We start from the raw sequence: 16614 nt of genomic DNA, 5'->3' as shown, positions 1-16614 counted from the left end.
CGCTCGCGACATGCCCTCGTGCCGCACGACGTCCCCATTGACTGAGGAAGCCTGAACCATGTCCGAGGCCCAAGGTCCGGCCGGTACATTCGTCATAGCCCAGGCGGGAACGCCTGCGCCGGGCACGTTGCCGGCGGAGAGCGGCGTGGAGATTGCAGTGCCTCCAGCGGAAGCGCATGGCGGCGGGTTTCCGCCCTTTGACGTCCATACCTTTCCCTCGCAGCTTGTCTGGCTGGCGATCGCGTTCGGCGCGCTCTACCTGCTGATGAGCCGCATCGCCCTGCCGCGCATCGCCAATATTCTCGAGGAACGGCATGATCGCATCGCCGACGACCTCGAGGAGGCCGGCAAGCTGAAGGCCGAGAGCGAGGCGGCGGCGGTGGCCTATGAGAAGGCGCTCGCCGGTGCCCGCAACAAGGCACATGGCATCGCCACCGAGACGCGCGACAAGCTCACGGCGGATGCCGAGGCGAGCCGCAAGTCGCTGGAGGCCGAGCTGTCGGCCAAACTGGCGGCCGCCGAGCAGCAGATCGCGGCGACCAAGACGGCGGCCATGTCCAATGTGCGCGGCATCGCCGTGGACGCGGCCGGCGCCATCGTGGGTGAGCTGATCGGCACCGTGCCCGCCCCGGGCGCGGTCGAGGCGGCGGTCGACACCGCCATCAAGAGCTGAGGACGCGCCATGGGTAGCGATACTTTCTGGGTCGCCGTGGCCTTCATCGTCTTCATGGCGATCGTCGTCCGGGCCGGCGGCTTTTCGAGCATGGCGGCCAAGCTTGACTCGCGTGGCGACCGTATCCGGCAGGAGCTGGAAGAGGCCCGCCGGCTGAAGGACGAGGCGCACAAGCTGGTGGCTGAATACAAGCGCCGCCAGCGTGAGGCCGAGGCCGAAGCCGAGGCCATCATCACCACCGCGAAGGCCGAGGCGGAGCGGCTGGCGTCGGAAGCGAAGCAGAAGCTCGACGATCTCATCGTCCGCCGCACCAAGATGGCCGAGCAGAAGATCGCTCAGGCCGAGCAGCAGGCGGTGGCCGATGTCAAGGCCGCGGCCGCCGAGGCCGCCGTCAAGGCGGCCGAGACGCTGCTGACCGCCAATGTGGTGGGCGCGACGGCGGACCGGATCCTGACCTCCGCGGTTTCCGAGGTGAAGTCGAAGCTCAACTGAGCCAGGCGCGCACCTTCGCCTTTCTCGATCGGATCCCGAAAGGCCCGGCTCACGCCGGGCCTTTTCGTTTGGCGATCCGGCGTCTTGCGTGCCTTGATCGGAAGGGCGCCGGGCTGCGCCATGGGGAGGATCGCCATCGGCGACCGGATCCGTCGCCAGCGGCGATCGAGCAAGGCATGCGGCGACTGTGGGGATCGCGGGTGATCGGATCTCGCGCGGCCCTATCCGGCCAGCGGAGGCGAGGCGGTTGGCCGGAGAGCCTCGCCGAGGCGGTCCGCGCGGGACCGGACGACGCTCGGGCTCAAGACCTGCGCCCACTCAAGACCTGCGCCCACTCAAGACCTGCGCCCACTCAAGACCTGCGCGCCGCGGGCGCGCCGGACCAACGGACCGGCAACGGTGGGTCACGGCTGTCCTGTGCCTGCCGATGTTCAACACAGCGCCGCAGGCATTTTCGCCAGAGTGTATGCAACCGATGCCTCGCGCGCGGCGATGCCTCGCGCGCGGCCGGAGCCGAGGGCCGTTGGAAGGGCATTGGCCGGCTCCAGATGCGCCGCGCCGAACGCGTGACAAGCCCTCCCGGGAACCGGCCGCCCACTTTGGAGGGGTGGCTGACCCGCCATTCGGCTTTTCACCCGTGCAGCCCCATAGGCTTCGGGCCGGCTCTGGGCCTCCCGCCGGGATCGGGCGCCGGCAGAAGCGTCGGAATGTCCCGGAATTCAGCCGGCGTTCAGCCGGCAGTCGGCGCGGCCGCGGACCGCGAATGGACGGCGGCGTCCGCCCGCGCCTCATCCTGTCCAGCGGCGGGGACGGTAGAAGGTGTGCTCGCCGATCTGGTCGAGCTGGCGCATCTCGCGGATCCATCTCGGGTGCACCGACTGTGCATGATAATGCGTCGCGCGCCCCACCTTCTCGTCCCAGATCAGGCCGTCGAGCATGTCCGCGGCGATCTGCCGGGCCTGTTTCCACAGGCGCGGCTCCGTGACGAGGTCGCGCACATTGTCGCAGGCAAAGGTGAACTGGCAGGCGAACTTGCGGTTGGCGTTCTGGTACACGGCGCGGCAGATATCGGCGGGGTAATAGCCGGAGAATACCCGGTTCATCACCACCTGCGCGACGGCGACCTGCCCGCGCACGGGTTCGCCGCGGCTCTCGAAATAGACGGCCTCGGCCAGGCATTTCTCCGAGCGCTCGCGGCGCTTGCCGTCAAGGCCGAGGCGTTCGGCCGGGCTCGGGCCGCTGGACACGCGGGCGGTGGCATCCGCCTCGCCCCGCGCCAGCGTGCCGGAGCCGCCCTCCTCGCCCTCGCCACCATCGAGATGGAGAAAGGGCTGCGGCGGCAGGGCAGAACTGTCATAGCCGAAGATGAAGGCTGACTGGCGATAGAGGGGGAGATGGTCGTCGGCCGCCGCAGCGGTTCCGGTCTCGGCGCCCTCGCTGCGCCCCGTCGTGCCGATCGTGGCATCCTCGGCATCCGTGTCCCCGCCCAGCGCCACGGCGGGGCCGTCGGCTTCCAACTGGGTGGGGTCGCCGGTCGGGTCGCCGGCGGACAACGAATAGATGCCCTCGTTATGTCGGGCGGCAATATCCGGCGTGTCCTCCTCGCCGCCCTCCGATTCCTCGATTTCCGTACCGATGCCGGCCATGTCCGGCTGATCGGTGGTGCCCGCGCCCGCGGTGCCGAGCCCGGCCTTTCCGGTGCCGGCGGTCCCGGTTCCACCGGTGCTGCTGCCCGAGCCGACAAGGCTTACACCGCCGGTGCCGGCACCGGTCGAGCGGCCGGCGAGCCCGAGCGGGCCGGCGCCCGATCGCGTGCCCTCGTCGAGGGGCAAGAGGTTGGTCTTGTCGCGGTGGTTGGCGTCGGCGCGCTGCAGCGACGCGGCGGGCGGTTCGCCGATGACGGATCCGGAAATCAGGGAAGGGCCGGCCGGCCAGGCGAAGCTAGCCAATTTCAGGGTGTGCAGCGAATTGGACAGAATGGTGAGGCGGGCACGCTCGGCGATGCCGGGATGGCGAGCCATGCGGCCGGTGATGTCCTGCGGTCCGATGGCGCTGCTGCCGCCCACGAGAAGGGCAATCAGCACGGCCGCCCTTGCGCTCTGGCTATCCATCGGTGCCCCAGCCCACATTCAAAACGCCTGTACAACATCGCCGCCCCGCTGCGTGGCCTGCCGGTGACGGGCAAGCCTCAGCAGGTGACGCCTTATGGTTATCGCGCATTAACCTTGCCCGCCGGTTAATGGCCGGCGCGGGCGGCGGGAGCATGTCGGGGGCGGGGAGGGGCTGTGGCGTCAGCGTGGCGCGGCGGCGCGGGACAGCCGGTCGGCGATCGCCTCGCCGAGACCCTCATGGGGCAGGGCAATGACGGCGATGGCCTGCGCGCCGCTGCGGTCCAGCCGGCGCAGATGGTCGAACAGATTCGCCGCCGCCTCGACGAGATCACCGGTGGGACTTAGGTCGAGAATGGCCAGGGCCCGCTCTGCTCCCGGCGGGCGGGCATCGGCAAAGGTGAGTAGCGCTTCGCCCGGGCGCACCTCGCGCGCATCGAGCCGCACCGGTATGGCGGGCGCATAGTGCGAGGCCAGCATGCCGGGCGCGAGCGGGGCCGCGTCCTCCCCCCCATTGCCGGTCGCCCGTGGCGTGGGACTGGCGGGGGCAAAGCCCAGCGCGGCTGCGATCGCCTCGCGTGGCAGGCCACCCGGCCGCAACAGCACCGGCACGTCGCCGGTGCAGTCGAGAATGGTGGATTCGACGCCCACACGCGAGGGACCGGCATCGAGCACGAGGTCGATCCGCCCGTCGAGATCGGCCAGAACATGCTCGGCCCGCGTCGGCGAGACATGGCCGGAGCGGTTGGCGCTGGGCGCGGCGATGGGCCGGCCGGCCGCCGCCAGCACAGCCTGCGCGACCGGATGGGCCGGCACACGGATGGCGATACTCAGGAGCCCCGCGCGCGCAAGGTCGCTTGTCGCAGCCTCGATCGCCGGCACCACCAGCGTCAGCGGGCCGGGCCAGAAGCGGGTGGCAAGCGCCTCGGCCGCCGCAGTCAGCCGGCCGACCCGGCGGGCGGCGGCGATATCGGGCACATGGGCGATCAGCGGGTTGAAGTGCGGTCGACCCTTGGCGGCATAGAGGCTGGCCACGGCGCGCGGGTTTGTGGCGTCGCAGGCGAGGCCATAGACCGTCTCCGTCGGAAGGGCGACCAGACCGCCGGCCACCAGCGCGCGCGCGGCCTCATCGATGCCGGCCGCATCCGCCGCCATCCGCCGTGTCGCGCGTTCGGACGCCTGGCCGCCTGCGCTCATCATTCCTCCGGGGTCCCGCGCTCGGATAGGGTGTCCGCTCGCGTCGGTCAACCGGCGGGCTGACGATGGAGCGACGGCGAAATTCGTGGGCCACAGGCTTGCCGCGCTGGCTCGCCGTTCCCACGTGGCATATCGTCTACAATCAATCGTCGTTGGAACAATGAAAAGCCTGTTCCGACCAAGAACCCCACCGACAGATCGGTCAAATCCCAAGGAACGCCATGACGACGCTGCTTGTTGCGCACGACGCCTGCCTGGAACATCTCACGCCGGCCGGCCATCCCGAGCGGCCGGATCGGGTGCGCGTGCTCAATCGCGTGTTCGAGGCCGAGGCGTTCGCCACGCTGGCCCGCGAGCAGGCCCCGATCGCCAGCCGCGAGGATATCGTGCGCGTGCACCCGGAGGATTTCGTCGCCGCGCTCGACGCCGCCATGCCAGAGGAGGGGCTGGTGCGGATCGACGGCGACACGGTGATGTCGCCGGGCACCGGCGAGGCGATCTGGCGCGGGGTCGGTGGCGCGGTGATGGCGGTCGACGAGGTGCTCTTGGGCAAGGTGAGCAACGCTTTCGTTTCCATGCGCCCGCCCGGCCACCATGCCGAGACGCGCACGCCCATGGGCTTCTGCCTGTTCAACAATGTGGCCATCGCCGCCCGGCATGCGCAGGCGGTCCATGGTCTCGATCGCGTCGCCATCGTCGATTTCGACGTGCATCACGGCAATGGCACGCAGGAGATCTTCTGGTCCGACCCGAGCGTGCTCTATGCCTCGACCCACCAGATGCCGCTCTTCCCTGGCACCGGTGCGGTGGGCGAGCGGGGCACCACGGACAATGTGGTCAATGCACCGCTGCGCTCGGGCGACGGGGGCGAGGCGTTCCGCGAGGCGTTCGAGAGCCGCATCCTGCCGCGGCTGGAGGCGTTCGGGGCCGAACTCATCATCATCTCGGCCGGCTTCGATGCGCATACGCGCGACCCGCTCGCCAACATCAATCTGTTGGAAGATGATTTCAGCTGGGTCACCAAGAAACTGATGGACGTGGCCGACCGCCGCTGCGGCGGCCGGCTCGTCTCGGTGCTGGAAGGCGGTTACGACCTGGAGGGGCTCGCCCGCTCCGCCTCGGCCCATGTCATGGCGCTGATGCGCGGGTGACGGCAGGGGGATGAGCGCGCGCCCGCGAGCCTGTATAAGGGGCGCGACTCACGGCGAGGAGAACGCGATGACCGATGCGGCGACTGTGGACACGCTGAGCTTCGAGACGGCGCTCGTCGAGCTTGAGGCGATCGTCGGCAAGCTTGAGGGCGGCAATGTTCCGCTGGAGGAATCCATCACCCTCTATGCGCGCGGCGAGGCCTTGAAGGCCCGCTGCGACGCGCTCCTGAAGGATGCCGAGGCGCGGGTCGAGCGGATCACGCTCGGGCTCGACGGCAAGCCGTCGGGAACCGTGCCGCTGGATGGCGAATAGAGCGCGCGCGGGCGGGCGGGGATGACGATCCGGCTGCGCGCCCATCATCTCCTGTGCCTGCTCACCTATGTCGGGCGGGGCTACACGCCCGCCTTCGTCGCGCATTACGAGCGCGTCGTCTACCGGCTGAATGCCGGCGAGGAGGCGGTTCTCGTGGAGGGGCCGGACGAGATCTGCGCGCCGATGCTGGAAGGCGGGCACCATTGCCTGAAACCGCGCATCGCTGCCCGCGATGCGCAGGCGCTCGCCGCGCTGTCGGTGTTGATCGGGAGCGAACTCGTGCCGGGCGCGCCCATCCCCCTCACCACGGCAAGCGTGGCGCGGCTGCGCGCGGCCTTCGCCGCCGGCACGATCCGCCGCGCCTGCGAGGCCTGCCAGTGGTCGCCGCTCTGCAGCGATGTCGCCGCGTCGGGTTTCACCGCGGCCCGCTTCACCGGCGGATAAGGCGGCTCAACCGGCGGCGCGGCGGCAGTCGGGGTTGAACACCCGTTCCGTCGAGGCCGGATTGCGGGCCAGGGCCGTGGCCGGGCGGATGGGGCGGCGAACCAGTTCGCCGCCGCAATTGGGGCAGATGCCGCCGAGCACGTCCCGCGCGCAATCCGCGCAGAAGGTGCATTCGAAGGTGCAGATCACCGCCTCCCGCGTCGCCGGCGGGAGGTCGCGGTCGCAGCATTCGCAGTTCGGCCTCAGTTCCAGCATGGCCCGCTCCGCAGGTTCAGTAGATGCCGGGCAGCAGCCGCGCCGTGCGGGCGCTGTAGACGCGGTACTCTTCCCCGAACGTGTCGAGCATCATCCGCTCTTCCTTGCCGATGCGGAAGGCATAGAGAATGCCGAAGCCGATGATGCCGGCCGGCCCGGCGATCCAGTTGGGAACCAGGATCAGCTGGGCCACCGCCCACAGGAAGAAGGCCGAGTACATCGGGTGGCGCACGTAGCGATAGACGCCGCCGGTGATCAGCTTGTGCTCGTCCTTGATCTCCAGCGTGACCGACCAGTTGCGCCCGAGATCCTCGTGCGTGCGGCGGAACAGCCACAGGGCGAAGGCGAACAGCGCCGTGCCGAGGCCGAACTGCACCACCGAATAGGGATAATCGGCAAAGCTGAACAGCGGCGAGGTGGCCCAGAACATCGGGATGATGCCGAGGCCGAGCGTGGAGCAGGACAGGAGGATCAATTCACGGAGCCGGTGGCGGGCGTCGATCACGCGCTCGCGCTTCACCTTCTGTTCGAAGGGGATGCGGATGACGTACCAACCTACCACGCCGACGGCCCAGACGATTTTTGCAGCGATAATGAGGTCCATGAAGCGTCCGTTCAGGCGATGGGGAAAATATCCAGGCGGGAAATGACGTGGAATAATACGTCTGGAGCGGTCTCCGCGACAGTTGATCGTCTCTCGCGGAGACCGCTCCAGTCTATCGAATCCAGAGCGCTTTCTTGCCGATCCGGCGATTTCACCGGATCGGAATCGGCACTAGGTGATGAGGGACCCGTCCGGCGCGAAGCGGCCGATCGGCCCCTCAGGCCGCGACGTGATGTCGGCAAAGGCCAGCGGCCCCAGCGCGAACATGAAATAGTCGTAAGGAGCTTTGCGTTCGTTCGCCAGCAGGAACTGGTAATGCAGGCGAAGCGCGTTGAGGCGGATGCGCGCGTATTTCTCCTCGGAGAGCATCAGCTTGATATTGGCATCGCGCAGCATCGGCGCGCCGTCGGTGTCGACGTCGAAGGCGACGTCGCGCAGCGTGACCGGGTGGTACTCGAAGAAATTGATCACGTCGTGCCGCGACTGGAACTCGACCCAGGTCAGGCCGGGCGTGTCCGCCACGCGCCGGGCCTGCCGGCGCACCTTGTCGCCCTTGGCATGGAGGGCGAATTTGGGAATCGTCGCGCCGCAGGTCAGCAGGGCCAGGCGCGCCGGCCCCTCGGCGAGGGCCGGCTCGCGGTCCAGCGCGCGGTCGAGCACGCCCAGCATCAGCGTCGCGCCGAGGCTGTGGCCGACCAGCAGCACCTCGTCATAGCGCTTCGACCGCACGGCTTCGACGAGTTCGTCGGCGAACTGGTCGAGGCGCGCATTCAGCTCCGGCGTCCTGTCGTGCAGGTAATTGCGCGCCAGGTCCCAGTCGTCGAGCGCCTGGTGCAGGCGCCAGTAGCGCCCGGGTTGCCGGAACAGGCCGAAGAAGACGGCGATGGCGGCCATGATGCCGATGAGCCAGGCGACCGGCGAGGGCACGATCTCCGCGAGAAGATGATCGGCGAACCAGCCCGCCAGCAGCCCGCCGGCCGCGAACAGGCCAACCAGCACGAAGGGAAACAGGAAGAAGCCGACATACTGGATGCTGGCCTCGACATAGCGGCTGGTCGCCCCGCCGGCCCAGAAATCGAACAGGCCGCCGAAACCGCCCCACAGACGCACCGGGTCCGGGCGTTCGTCGAGCGCGACGACGATGTCATCCCAGCGCAGGATCCAGTAATCGACCTCCTCGCGCCAGTTCGGCCCGCCGCATTCCACGTTCCAGCGGGCGAGATGCTGCTGCTCGTCATCATGCCGCGCGGACACGGCAACGTGAAAGGACCAGAGTTTGCTGAAACGCGCCGCCTGATTAGCGAACCGGCCGTGATGGTACTCCATGTCGGTCGGGTCGTGGCCGGGGAGAAAAAGCACCAACCGGCGCCCGGCAGCCGGGATTTCCGGCTCCAGCGTTACGTCCACCAATGGCCAGCTCCCGAAACGACTCTGCATGGATACGCCGTGGTTCTAGCGGAACGCCGCCGCGCGATCCAACCTTTGTCTTCGTGCGCATTGAAGTCTTCGTGGAGTGTTGCTGAATTCCTTCTAGCGCGCGCGCGCGGCGGGCGCGGGCGCGCGGCGAGCCCGCGTTGCGCGTCCCGATGCCATTGTGTATGCCGTTGTGTTCCGCTGGCGGCACGGCCATTGCCTCGGCGGCCGCGTAACCGGAGAAGTCCTTGACCCGCCCCTCCACGCCGCTTCTGGACAGGATTCGACAGCCCGCCGATCTGCGGCTGCTGCCGGAGGACCAGCTTCCGCAGCTTGCGGCGGAGCTGCGCGAGGAAACCATCGATGCCGTCTCCGTCACCGGCGGGCATCTGGGCGCGGGCCTCGGCGTGGTCGAACTGACCGTCGCCCTGCACCATGTTTTCAATACGCCCGATGACAGGCTGATCTGGGACGTCGGCCATCAATGCTACCCTCACAAGATCCTGACCGGCCGCCGCGAGCGCATCCGCACGCTGCGCCAGGGGGGCGGGCTGTCCGGCTTCACCAACCGCACCGAAAGCGTCTACGACCCGTTCGGCGCCGGCCATTCCTCGACCTCGATCTCCGCCGGCCTCGGCATGGCCGTGGCGCGCGATTTCGAGGCGGCGAAGGACCCGACGATCGCCCGCCGCAATGTCATATGCGTGATCGGCGACGGGGCGATGTCGGCCGGCATGGCCTATGAGGCGATGAACAATGCGGGGGCGATGGATTCCCGCCTCATCGTCATCCTCAACGACAATGACATGTCGATCGCCCCGCCGGTGGGTGCCATGTCGGCCTATCTGGCGCGGCTGATCTCGGGGCGGACCTACCGCTCCCTGCGCGAGACCGCCAAGCAGCTGGCCGGCAGCCTGCCGAAATTCTTCGGCCGCCAGGCGGCGCGGGCGGAGGAATTCGCGCGCGGCTTCTGGACCGGCGGCACGCTGTTCGAGGAACTGGGCTTCTACTATGTCGGCCCGATCGACGGTCACAATCTCGACCATCTGCTGCCGGTGCTGCGCAATGTGCGCGACACCGACACCGGGCCGATCCTGGTCCATGTCGTCACCCAGAAGGGCAAGGGCTACGCGCCGGCCGAAGCCTCGGCCGACAAGTATCACGGCGTGCAGCGCTTCGATGTCGCCACCGGCGCGCAGACCAAGGCGGTCTCCAATGCCCCTTCCTATACGCGCGTTTTCGCCGACAGCCTGATCGACGAGGCCCGCCGCGACGACCGGATCGTCGCCATCAACGCCGCCATGCCGGCCGGTACGGGGCTCGACCTGTTCGGCCGCGAATTCCCCGCGCGCAGCTTCGATGTCGGGATTGCCGAGCAGCATGCGGTGACCTTCGCGGCCGGGCTGGCGACCGAGGGCTACAAGCCGTTCTGCGCGCTCTATTCCACCTTCCTGCAGCGCGCCTATGATCAGATCGTGCATGATGTCGCGATCCAGAAGCTGCCGGTGCGCTTCGCCATTGATCGCGCCGGGCTGGTCGGCGCGGATGGGGCGACGCATGTCGGCGCCTTCGATGTGCCCATGCTGGCCTGCCTGCCGGGTATGGTGGTGATGGCGCCCGCCGACGAGGCTGAACTGGTGCACATGGTGGCGACCGCCGCCGCCTATGACGAAGGGCCGATCGCCTTCCGCTATCCGCGCGGGGAGGGCGTCGGCGTGGAACGCCCGGTTCGCGGCATCCCGCTGGAAATCGGACGTGGGCGGGTGGTGCGCGAAGGCTCCAAGATCGCCCTGCTGTCCTTCGGCACGCGGCTCGCGCCCGCTCTCGCGGCGGCGGACCAACTGGCCGGCTTCGGCCTGTCCACCACGGTGGCGGATGCGCGCTTCGCCAAGCCGATCGACCGCGATCTGGTTCTGCGCCTCGCCCGCGAGCACGAGGTATTGGTCATTGTCGAGGAGGGCGCCACAGGCGGCTTCGGCAGCCATGTGCTGACCCTGCTGGCGGAAGCCGGCGCGCTCGACCGCGGTTTGAAGGTGCGCAGCCTCGCGCTGCCGGACCGTTTCATCGACCATGACGCCCCCGCCGTGCAGCTTGGCGAGGCGGGGCTGGACACGGATGGCATCGTGCGGGGCGTGTTCGCCGCGCTCGGGCGGGCGGAAGACGATGCGCGCGCCCTGTTGCGCGGCTAGCGCTTTTTCGATCCGTGTGGATGCGGGCCCCGTTCGCGGTGGGCCGGCATGTGCCGCGCCGCTGCGGCGTCTTGCCGGGTGGCTGCCATGAACGGGGATGACGAGCACGCCGCGGCCGGTGTGCGGCGTGCGCGGGCCGATCGCGTGCTGGTGGAGCGCGGCCTGTTCGACAGCCGTGCCCGCGCGCAGGCGGCCATCCAGGCGGGGCTGGTGAGCGTTGGCGGACGGGTGGTGGCCAGGCCGTCCGAAACCATCACCCTCAATGCCGAGATCGAGGCGCGCGAGGCCTATGAATGGGTGTCGCGGGCTGGCCTCAAGCTGGAAGCCGCGCTCGATGCGGCCGCGCTGGACGTGTCCGGCGCCGAGGCGCTCGATGTCGGTGCGTCCACCGGCGGGTTCAGCGAGGTGCTGCTGGCGCGCGGCGCACGGCGCGTTCACGCCATCGATGTCGGGCGCGACCAGCTGCATGCCCGGCTGCGCGCCGATCCGCGCGTGGTCTCGCGCGAGGCGACCGACATTCGCGACCTGGCTCCCGGCGCGCTGCCGCCGGTCGACATCATCACCATCGATGTCAGCTTCATCTCGCTGGAGCCGGTTTTGCCCGCGGCGCTGGCGCATGCCGGGGCGAGGGCGCATCTGGTGGCGCTGGTGAAGCCGCAATTCGAGGTCGGGCGCGACAAGCTCGCCAAGGGCGGCATCGTCAAGGATGCGCCGGCGCGGGCCGCCGCGGCGGACAGGATCGCGGCGCGGATCGCGGCGCTCGGCTGGCGGGTGACGCATCGCCTCGCGTCGCCCATTCTGGGCGGCGACGGCAATGAGGAGTTCCTGCTGGTGGCGGCGCGGGCGGAATAGGAGCCGTCCGCGCCGATGTTGTCCCGCTTCCCGTCAGGCGGCGCGGCGCGCCGGGCCGCTGCTGGCGACGAGCGCCCCGGCGACCTTTTCCGAGACATAGCCGAAGATGGCGCCGACGATCATCGAGACGATGATGGTCGGCAGCGGGTTGGCGAGGCTCGCCGCCGTCAGGTTGGCCAGCCCGTCCGTCACCAGCAGCGCGAAGCCGGCGGTGGCGGCGAAGCCGTAGACCAGGGCCGGAATCGCGGCGAAGGCCGGCAGGTTGGCGAGCAGGATCATCACCAGCACGCCGACGCCGACGCAGATGCCCGCCCATACCGGCAGGCCGAGGCTCTCACCCATCCCGCCACGGGTGACGGCGAGCAGTGTGAGCCACGCCATGACGGCACCGGCGATGTTGGCGAGGATGGTGGCCTTCAGTCCGGCCTCCTTGCCTCCGCAGTGGAAGAAGCAGGCCCAGGCGATGAAGGCGGCCCATATCTGCAGGCCGCCGGCGAGTGGTCCGAGGAAAAGCCAGGTGGCGACGCCCCCCAATACCCCGATCGTGATTGCAAGTGCGGAGATTATCGACATATTTCCCCCTTTGCGTGCGCTTCGAGGCTTATTATTATGTGCGCTTGCTAAGTAAAGTGGGCTGTCCTTTTGAAAAATGGGAATCAGCCTCGGTTAGAATACAGACATTATATGCCGGTGCCATGTTGTTGTGCAGAAGGTGATGGTTTGAAATCAATGATCATTTCGTCAATACATAATATCGCATGGTTCATATCAGGAGCCCTCCCGCGATGAGTGCCGTACGGCTCCAGATCGACCATATCGGCCATCGCGGCGACGGTGTCGCCCAGACACCCGACGGTGCGGTCTATGTGCCCCTCACCTTGCCGGGCGAGACGGTGGAGGTGGAGCGCGCGCATGACCGCGCCCGGCTGATCGAGGTGGCGACGCCGAGCGTTGACCGCATCGCGCCGATCTGCCGCCATGTCGGCGCCTGCGGCGGCTGCTCGCTGCAGCACTGGCGGGCCGCGCCCTATGAGGCGTGGAAGCGGGAGATGGTGGTGGATGCGCTGGCCCGCGCCGGGCTGCACGCGCCGGTTGCGCCGCTGGTGCCCGCTCACGGCAAGGGCCGGCGCCGCGCGGTGTTCCATGCCCGCTCGACCGGGGGCAATCCGCGCCGGGGCGAGGATGTGCTGACGGTGGGGTTCGCCGGCCGGCGCAGCCATGCGATCGTCGCCATCGACACCTGCCCCATCCTCGCGCCCGAACTCGACGGCGCGCTGGCCGCCGCCTGGGCGGTGGCGCAGGCGCTGGTGCCGCTGATGAAGCCGCTCGACCTGCAGGTGACGGCGACGTCGACCGGGCTCGACATGGATGTGCGCGGCTCGGGGCCGCTTCAGCCCCGGATGGTCGCGACGCTGGCGGAGATTGCCGGACGCCATCGCCTCGCCCGCCTCACCCGCCATGGCGAACTGGTGCTGCAGCGCGAGCCGCCGGTGGTGACGATGGGCCGCGCCCGTGTCCCGCTGCCGCCGGGTTCCTTCCTGCAGGCGACGGAACTGGGCGAGGAGACGCTGGCGCGGCTGGTCGACGAGGCCAGCGCGGGGGCGACGCGCATCGCCGATCTGTTTTCGGGTGTGGGCACCTTCGCGCTGCGGCTCGCCGAGCGCGCGCGCGTGGCGGCCTTTGAATCGTCGGCTCCGGCGGTTGAGGCGCTGCTCAAGGCCACGCGCGGCATCGCCGGGCTCAAGCCGGTGACGGCCGAGATGCGCGACCTGTTCCGCCGGCCGCTGCTGCCGCTGGAACTGAAGGCGTTCGATGCCGTGGTGTTCGATCCGCCACGGCAGGGCGCGGAGGCGCAGGCGCAGCAACTGGCGGCCAGCAAGGTGCCGCTTGTGGTCGGCGTGTCCTGCGATCCCGTGACTTTCGCACGCGATGCGGCGATCCTCTGCCAGGGCGGTTATCGGCTGGAGCGCGTCACACCGGTCGACCAGTTCCTCTATTCAGCCCATGTGGAACTGGTCGGCGTCTTCCGGCGGTGAGGGAAGGGTCGGTTTGGGGCGTGGTCAATTGCCCCAGCGCTCCATCCACATGCGCTCGCCGACGGTGCAGGAAATGCGCGGCGCATCCGCGGCGCGGTGCACGAGGTGGCGCTGCGGCGGCACCACGCCGGCAATCTCCAGCACCAGCTTGGTCTTGATGGCGTCGGCGAATTCATGCTTGCCCTGCACGGGAATGACAAAGGCGCCCGGGCCGCCGATCACGCAGTCCTCGTAATAGATGTCGAGCTGACCGATATCGAGCATCGAGCCGGCGGGCTCCTTCAGCATCAGCGGCAGACCGTTAATGGTGATGCCGCGTGCCACCACCTCGTCGCGGGCGGCTTCCACCAGCGGGCCCTGGTTGTTGGTGCCGTCACCGGAAATGTCGATCACGCGGCGCAGCCCCTTGATCGCGTTGTGCTCGATCAGGTCGGCGCCATACTCGATCGCGCCGGAAATGGAGGTGCGGTAGACGCGGCGCAGCGGTGCATCGTGGATCGCCGCGGCGAAACGCTGCGCGTCGGCCGGGCCGGCGATGAAGGTCCAGTCCACCACCAGCTTCTGCTCCTCGATCCCGGCCCATTCCACATAGGCGATGGCCACGCGGCCATGGGGGCCGAGCTTGAGCGCGTTGAGGAATTCGGGGGAGGTGACGGCGGCGACATAACCCTCGCGCTGCAGCGCCAGTTCGTCGAGGTCCATCGAATAGGAGACGTCGACCGCCAGCACGAGTTCGACATCCACCGGCTCGTCGGCCCGCGCCGGGGAGACGGTGGCCACGACGAAGCATAGCAGGGCCAGCAGGCGCGCGGCGCGCATCGCCGCGGTGGCGCAAACGGAAGGCACGGCACGGCACACACGCATGCACGACATCGCGACCTCCGTCGGTGACGGGACCTCGACGTGTCAAAGACGCGTCCCATGAATGGTGACACGCCCTATCGGTGGCCAGAAGTTGAAATTGCGGGCAGCGGGCGCCGCGCGATGCCGTTCGCGTGAGCGCCCGTTACCCCGGTACGGCGTCAGACGTCCAGCGTCTCGGTGCCGAGGATCTCGATTCCAAAGCCGGCAACGCCGACATAGGTGCGGGCGCGCGAGGCGAGGAGGCGAATCGAGGAAATGCCGAGATCGCGCAGAATCTGGGCGCCGAGGCCAATCTCCCGCCAGTTCTCGTCGCGCAGCCGCGAGCTTTCCTGCTTCTCGTCGCTGCCGATTGTGTTGACCGGCACGCCGGTCGTGCCGTCGCGCAGATAGACCAGCACGCCGCGCCCCTCGGCCTTGATGCGCTCCAGCGAGGCGCGGATCGCCTTGCCGCCGGTGAACACGTCGCCGATCGGGTCGGCGCGGTGCAGGCGCACCAGCACGTCGCGCCCGTCGCCGATCTTGCCGTGCACCAGCGCGATATGGTTCACCGGCTCGAACGGGGTGACATAGGAAATCGCGTGCATGTCGCCGACCGCGGTGGGGGCGGTGAACTCGGCGGTGCGCGTCACCAGTTTCTCGCGCAACTGGCGATAGGCGATGAGGTCCGCCACCGAAATGCGGGTGAGCTTGTGCTGGGCGGCGAAGTCGGCGACCTTCGGGCCGCGCATCACCGTGCCGTCATCGTTCACCAGTTCGCAGATGACGCCGACCGGCTCCAGATCCGCCAGCCGGCACAGGTCGACCGCCGCCTCGGTATGGCCCGAGCGCATCAGCACGCCACCTTCGCGCGCGATCAGCGGGAAGATGTGGCCGGGGCGCACGAAATCGACCGCGCCGGCATTGGGGTTGGCAAGGCCGCGCACCGTGGCGGTGCGATCCTCGGCGGAAATGCCGGTCGTGGTGCCATGCTTGTAGTCGACCGAGATGGTGAAGGCGGTCGAATGCGGCGCGTCATTGTCCGTCACCATCGGGCTCAGGCGCAGCCGCTTGGCGTATTCCGCCGGCAGCGGCGTGCAGACGATGCCGGATGTGTGGCGGACGATGAAGGCGAGCTTCTCCGCCGTGGCGAACTGGGCGGCGACGATGATATCGCCCTCGTTCTCGCGGTCGTCGTCATCGGTGACGACCAGCATTTCGCCCCGCGCGAAGGCCTCGATCGCCGCTTCCACGCGGGCTTGCAGATTGTCGCTCATCAATGCCACCTCGACGCTATCAATTCCGAGAAAGTCGTTCGGCGTCACCGCCCCGCTTGTCGCGGCGGCGATGCGCGCGCCCGCTTCCCGGGAGACCCAGGCCTGCTGGTCGTTGCACAATGCGGTGATGCTGGCCGGCGACAGGCCGGCGGCGCGCGCGAAGGCACTGCGCGTTGTGCCGGTAAGGGTCAACCAATCCGCAAGTTTCATGCGCAGGAGTATAGGATCGGCACTTTTCAGCTGCAATAAAAGATTATTGTATTTTCAGCGATACTGAAATGGCGTTTTCGCCCGAGGGGAGCCCGCCGCTGGGCTGCACCGGCGGCGGGCCAGAGGCGTGTCAGGCCGAGCGCTGCGGCGACTGGTGGTCGGCATGGAAGGCGGCGCGCGCCAGCGCGACCAACTCGTTGTCGGTGGGATGGTCCACCGTTTTGACGGCGGCGATCAGCGCCTTCAGCTTCGGGTCGTGATGCTCGACATGCTTGACGAACAGGTCCTTTTCGTTCCCCGGGCCGGTCACGAGAACAGCCTTCGCATCGGCAATGGCGGTGGCGACGTGATGGAAGAAGGCCTGGTCTTCCGCCGAGCGGCCATCGCCCACGGCGTTCGCCTTGTGGTGAACGTGCTTCACCGGGTGCTCGGGATGGATCACCACACGCTCGGCGCTGGTGCTGTCGAAATGGAAGATCCGGGCCTCGTGATGGTCGATCCAGATAACGGCATGATACGGGCTGGTCATGGCAAAGCCTCATGGTCGAATGCTAAGGGGC

At 68.6% G+C, this 16614-nt stretch carries 17 protein-coding genes; 8 read left to right on the top strand and 9 right to left on the bottom strand.

Annotated features, from left to right (window positions below; genetic code table 11):
- Positions 1–58: 58 nt before the first annotated feature.
- Complete coding sequence (locus QOZ99_RS14470) at positions 59–673, top strand: F0F1 ATP synthase subunit B (RefSeq protein WP_306890695.1); 615 nt, start codon at positions 59–61, stop codon at positions 671–673.
- Between the two features lie 9 nt (positions 674–682).
- Positions 683–1165, top strand: coding sequence for a F0F1 ATP synthase subunit B family protein (locus tag QOZ99_RS14465; RefSeq protein WP_183191321.1), 483 nt, complete (start codon positions 683–685; stop codon positions 1163–1165).
- A gap of 788 nt (positions 1166–1953) precedes the next feature.
- On the opposite strand, the gene QOZ99_RS14460 is transcribed toward QOZ99_RS14465, so the two are convergent.
- Together QOZ99_RS14460 and QOZ99_RS14455 are read right to left on the bottom strand one after the other, a co-directional pair.
- Positions 1954–3276, bottom strand: coding sequence for a cell wall hydrolase (locus tag QOZ99_RS14460; protein WP_306890694.1), 1323 nt, complete (start codon positions 3274–3276; stop codon positions 1954–1956).
- A gap of 180 nt (positions 3277–3456) precedes the next feature.
- Positions 3457–4473 carry an L-threonylcarbamoyladenylate synthase gene (locus QOZ99_RS14455; RefSeq protein ID WP_370876861.1) on the bottom strand — a complete coding sequence of 339 codons (1017 nt, stop codon included), beginning with the start codon at positions 4471–4473 and terminating at the stop codon, positions 3457–3459.
- Positions 4474–4691: 218 nt separating this feature from the next.
- Between QOZ99_RS14455 and QOZ99_RS14450 the strand changes: the two genes are divergently transcribed.
- The 3 genes from QOZ99_RS14450 to QOZ99_RS14440 all read left to right on the top strand — a co-directional run bounded on the left by QOZ99_RS14450 (position 4692) and on the right by QOZ99_RS14440 (position 6378).
- Positions 4692–5621, top strand: a complete 930-nt coding sequence (locus QOZ99_RS14450; RefSeq protein WP_306890693.1) for a histone deacetylase family protein — start codon at positions 4692–4694, stop codon at positions 5619–5621.
- A gap of 67 nt (positions 5622–5688) precedes the next feature.
- Positions 5689–5934: an exodeoxyribonuclease VII small subunit gene (locus tag QOZ99_RS14445; RefSeq protein ID WP_306890692.1), complete on the top strand. Its 246-nt coding sequence runs from the start codon at positions 5689–5691 to the stop codon at positions 5932–5934.
- 21 nt (positions 5935–5955) lie between these two features.
- The gene (locus tag QOZ99_RS14440; RefSeq protein WP_306890691.1) at positions 5956–6378 is read left to right on the top strand and encodes a DUF1284 domain-containing protein; all 423 of its coding nucleotides are present in this window, start codon (positions 5956–5958) and stop codon (positions 6376–6378) included.
- Between the two features lie 6 nt (positions 6379–6384).
- On the opposite strand, the gene QOZ99_RS14435 is transcribed toward QOZ99_RS14440, so the two are convergent.
- The 3 genes from QOZ99_RS14435 to QOZ99_RS14425 all read right to left on the bottom strand — a co-directional run bounded on the left by QOZ99_RS14435 (position 6385) and on the right by QOZ99_RS14425 (position 8644).
- On the bottom strand, positions 6385–6633 hold the full coding sequence (locus QOZ99_RS14435; protein ID WP_306890690.1) for a DUF1272 domain-containing protein: 249 nt from the start codon (positions 6631–6633) through the stop codon (positions 6385–6387).
- A 16-nt stretch (positions 6634–6649) separates the two neighbouring features.
- Positions 6650–7237, bottom strand: coding sequence for a protein-S-isoprenylcysteine O-methyltransferase (locus tag QOZ99_RS14430; protein WP_306890689.1), 588 nt, complete (start codon positions 7235–7237; stop codon positions 6650–6652).
- A 171-nt stretch (positions 7238–7408) separates the two neighbouring features.
- Positions 7409–8644, bottom strand: coding sequence for a hypothetical protein (locus QOZ99_RS14425; RefSeq protein WP_306890688.1), 1236 nt, complete (start codon positions 8642–8644; stop codon positions 7409–7411).
- A 254-nt stretch (positions 8645–8898) separates the two neighbouring features.
- Between QOZ99_RS14425 and dxs the strand changes: the two genes are divergently transcribed.
- Together dxs and QOZ99_RS14415 are read left to right on the top strand one after the other, a co-directional pair.
- Positions 8899–10839: a 1-deoxy-D-xylulose-5-phosphate synthase gene (gene dxs, locus QOZ99_RS14420; protein ID WP_306890687.1), complete on the top strand. Its 1941-nt coding sequence runs from the start codon at positions 8899–8901 to the stop codon at positions 10837–10839.
- An 87-nt stretch (positions 10840–10926) separates the two neighbouring features.
- Complete coding sequence (locus QOZ99_RS14415; RefSeq protein WP_306890686.1) at positions 10927–11691, top strand: TlyA family RNA methyltransferase; 765 nt, start codon at positions 10927–10929, stop codon at positions 11689–11691.
- Between the two features lie 33 nt (positions 11692–11724).
- On the opposite strand, the gene QOZ99_RS14410 is transcribed toward QOZ99_RS14415, so the two are convergent.
- Positions 11725–12264, bottom strand: a complete 540-nt coding sequence (locus tag QOZ99_RS14410) for a DUF1097 domain-containing protein (protein WP_306890685.1) — start codon at positions 12262–12264, stop codon at positions 11725–11727.
- Between the two features lie 212 nt (positions 12265–12476).
- Between QOZ99_RS14410 and QOZ99_RS14405 the strand changes: the two genes are divergently transcribed.
- A complete protein-coding gene (locus QOZ99_RS14405) occupies positions 12477–13727 on the top strand; it encodes a class I SAM-dependent RNA methyltransferase (RefSeq protein ID WP_306890684.1) in 1251 nt (416 codons plus the stop codon).
- A gap of 24 nt (positions 13728–13751) precedes the next feature.
- On the opposite strand, the gene QOZ99_RS14400 is transcribed toward QOZ99_RS14405, so the two are convergent.
- From QOZ99_RS14400 to QOZ99_RS14390, 3 genes are all read right to left on the bottom strand, one after another.
- Positions 13752–14591, bottom strand: coding sequence for a DUF1194 domain-containing protein (locus tag QOZ99_RS14400; protein ID WP_370876863.1), 840 nt, complete (start codon positions 14589–14591; stop codon positions 13752–13754).
- 158 nt (positions 14592–14749) lie between these two features.
- Positions 14750–16054 (bottom strand): 3,4-dihydroxy-2-butanone-4-phosphate synthase, encoded by a 1305-nt coding sequence (gene ribB / locus QOZ99_RS14395; protein WP_306890683.1) that lies wholly within the window; start codon positions 16052–16054, stop codon positions 14750–14752.
- Between the two features lie 130 nt (positions 16055–16184).
- Positions 16185–16583 (bottom strand): translational machinery protein, encoded by a 399-nt coding sequence (locus QOZ99_RS14390; RefSeq protein ID WP_306890682.1) that lies wholly within the window; start codon positions 16581–16583, stop codon positions 16185–16187.
- Positions 16584–16614: the final 31 nt, after the last annotated feature.

Origin of the sequence: Ancylobacter amanitiformis (assembly GCF_030814815.1) — a bacterium.
In the GTDB taxonomy this organism is placed as follows: domain Bacteria; phylum Pseudomonadota; class Alphaproteobacteria; order Rhizobiales; family Xanthobacteraceae; genus Ancylobacter; species Ancylobacter amanitiformis.
Note: the sequence above shows the minus strand (reverse complement) of the source record. Positions and strands in the feature narration are given on the sequence as shown.

Excerpts from the sequence above, each read along its gene's own strand:
- QOZ99_RS14470 (WP_306890695.1), top strand. The coding sequence starts at position 59 with ATGTCCGAGGCCCAAGGTCCGGCCGGTACATTCGTCATAGCCCAGGCG.
- QOZ99_RS14465 (WP_183191321.1), top strand. The coding sequence starts at position 683 with ATGGGTAGCGATACTTTCTGGGTCGCCGTGGCCTTCATCGTCTTCATG.
- QOZ99_RS14460 (WP_306890694.1), bottom strand. The coding sequence starts at position 3,276 with ATGGATAGCCAGAGCGCAAGGGCGGCCGTGCTGATTGCCCTTCTCGTG.
- QOZ99_RS14455 (WP_370876861.1), bottom strand. The coding sequence starts at position 4,473 with ATGATGAGCGCAGGCGGCCAGGCGTCCGAACGCGCGACACGGCGGATG.
- QOZ99_RS14450 (WP_306890693.1), top strand. The coding sequence starts at position 4,692 with ATGACGACGCTGCTTGTTGCGCACGACGCCTGCCTGGAACATCTCACG.
- QOZ99_RS14445 (WP_306890692.1), top strand. The coding sequence starts at position 5,689 with ATGACCGATGCGGCGACTGTGGACACGCTGAGCTTCGAGACGGCGCTC.
- QOZ99_RS14440 (WP_306890691.1), top strand. The coding sequence starts at position 5,956 with ATGACGATCCGGCTGCGCGCCCATCATCTCCTGTGCCTGCTCACCTAT.
- QOZ99_RS14435 (WP_306890690.1), bottom strand. The coding sequence starts at position 6,633 with ATGCTGGAACTGAGGCCGAACTGCGAATGCTGCGACCGCGACCTCCCG.
- QOZ99_RS14430 (WP_306890689.1), bottom strand. The coding sequence starts at position 7,237 with ATGGACCTCATTATCGCTGCAAAAATCGTCTGGGCCGTCGGCGTGGTA.
- QOZ99_RS14415 (WP_306890686.1), top strand. The coding sequence starts at position 10,927 with ATGAACGGGGATGACGAGCACGCCGCGGCCGGTGTGCGGCGTGCGCGG.
- QOZ99_RS14410 (WP_306890685.1), bottom strand. The coding sequence starts at position 12,264 with ATGTCGATAATCTCCGCACTTGCAATCACGATCGGGGTATTGGGGGGC.
- QOZ99_RS14405 (WP_306890684.1), top strand. The coding sequence starts at position 12,477 with ATGAGTGCCGTACGGCTCCAGATCGACCATATCGGCCATCGCGGCGAC.
- QOZ99_RS14400 (WP_370876863.1), bottom strand. The coding sequence starts at position 14,591 with ATGCGTGTGTGCCGTGCCGTGCCTTCCGTTTGCGCCACCGCGGCGATG.
- ribB (WP_306890683.1), bottom strand. The coding sequence starts at position 16,054 with ATGAAACTTGCGGATTGGTTGACCCTTACCGGCACAACGCGCAGTGCC.
- QOZ99_RS14390 (WP_306890682.1), bottom strand. The coding sequence starts at position 16,583 with ATGACCAGCCCGTATCATGCCGTTATCTGGATCGACCATCACGAGGCC.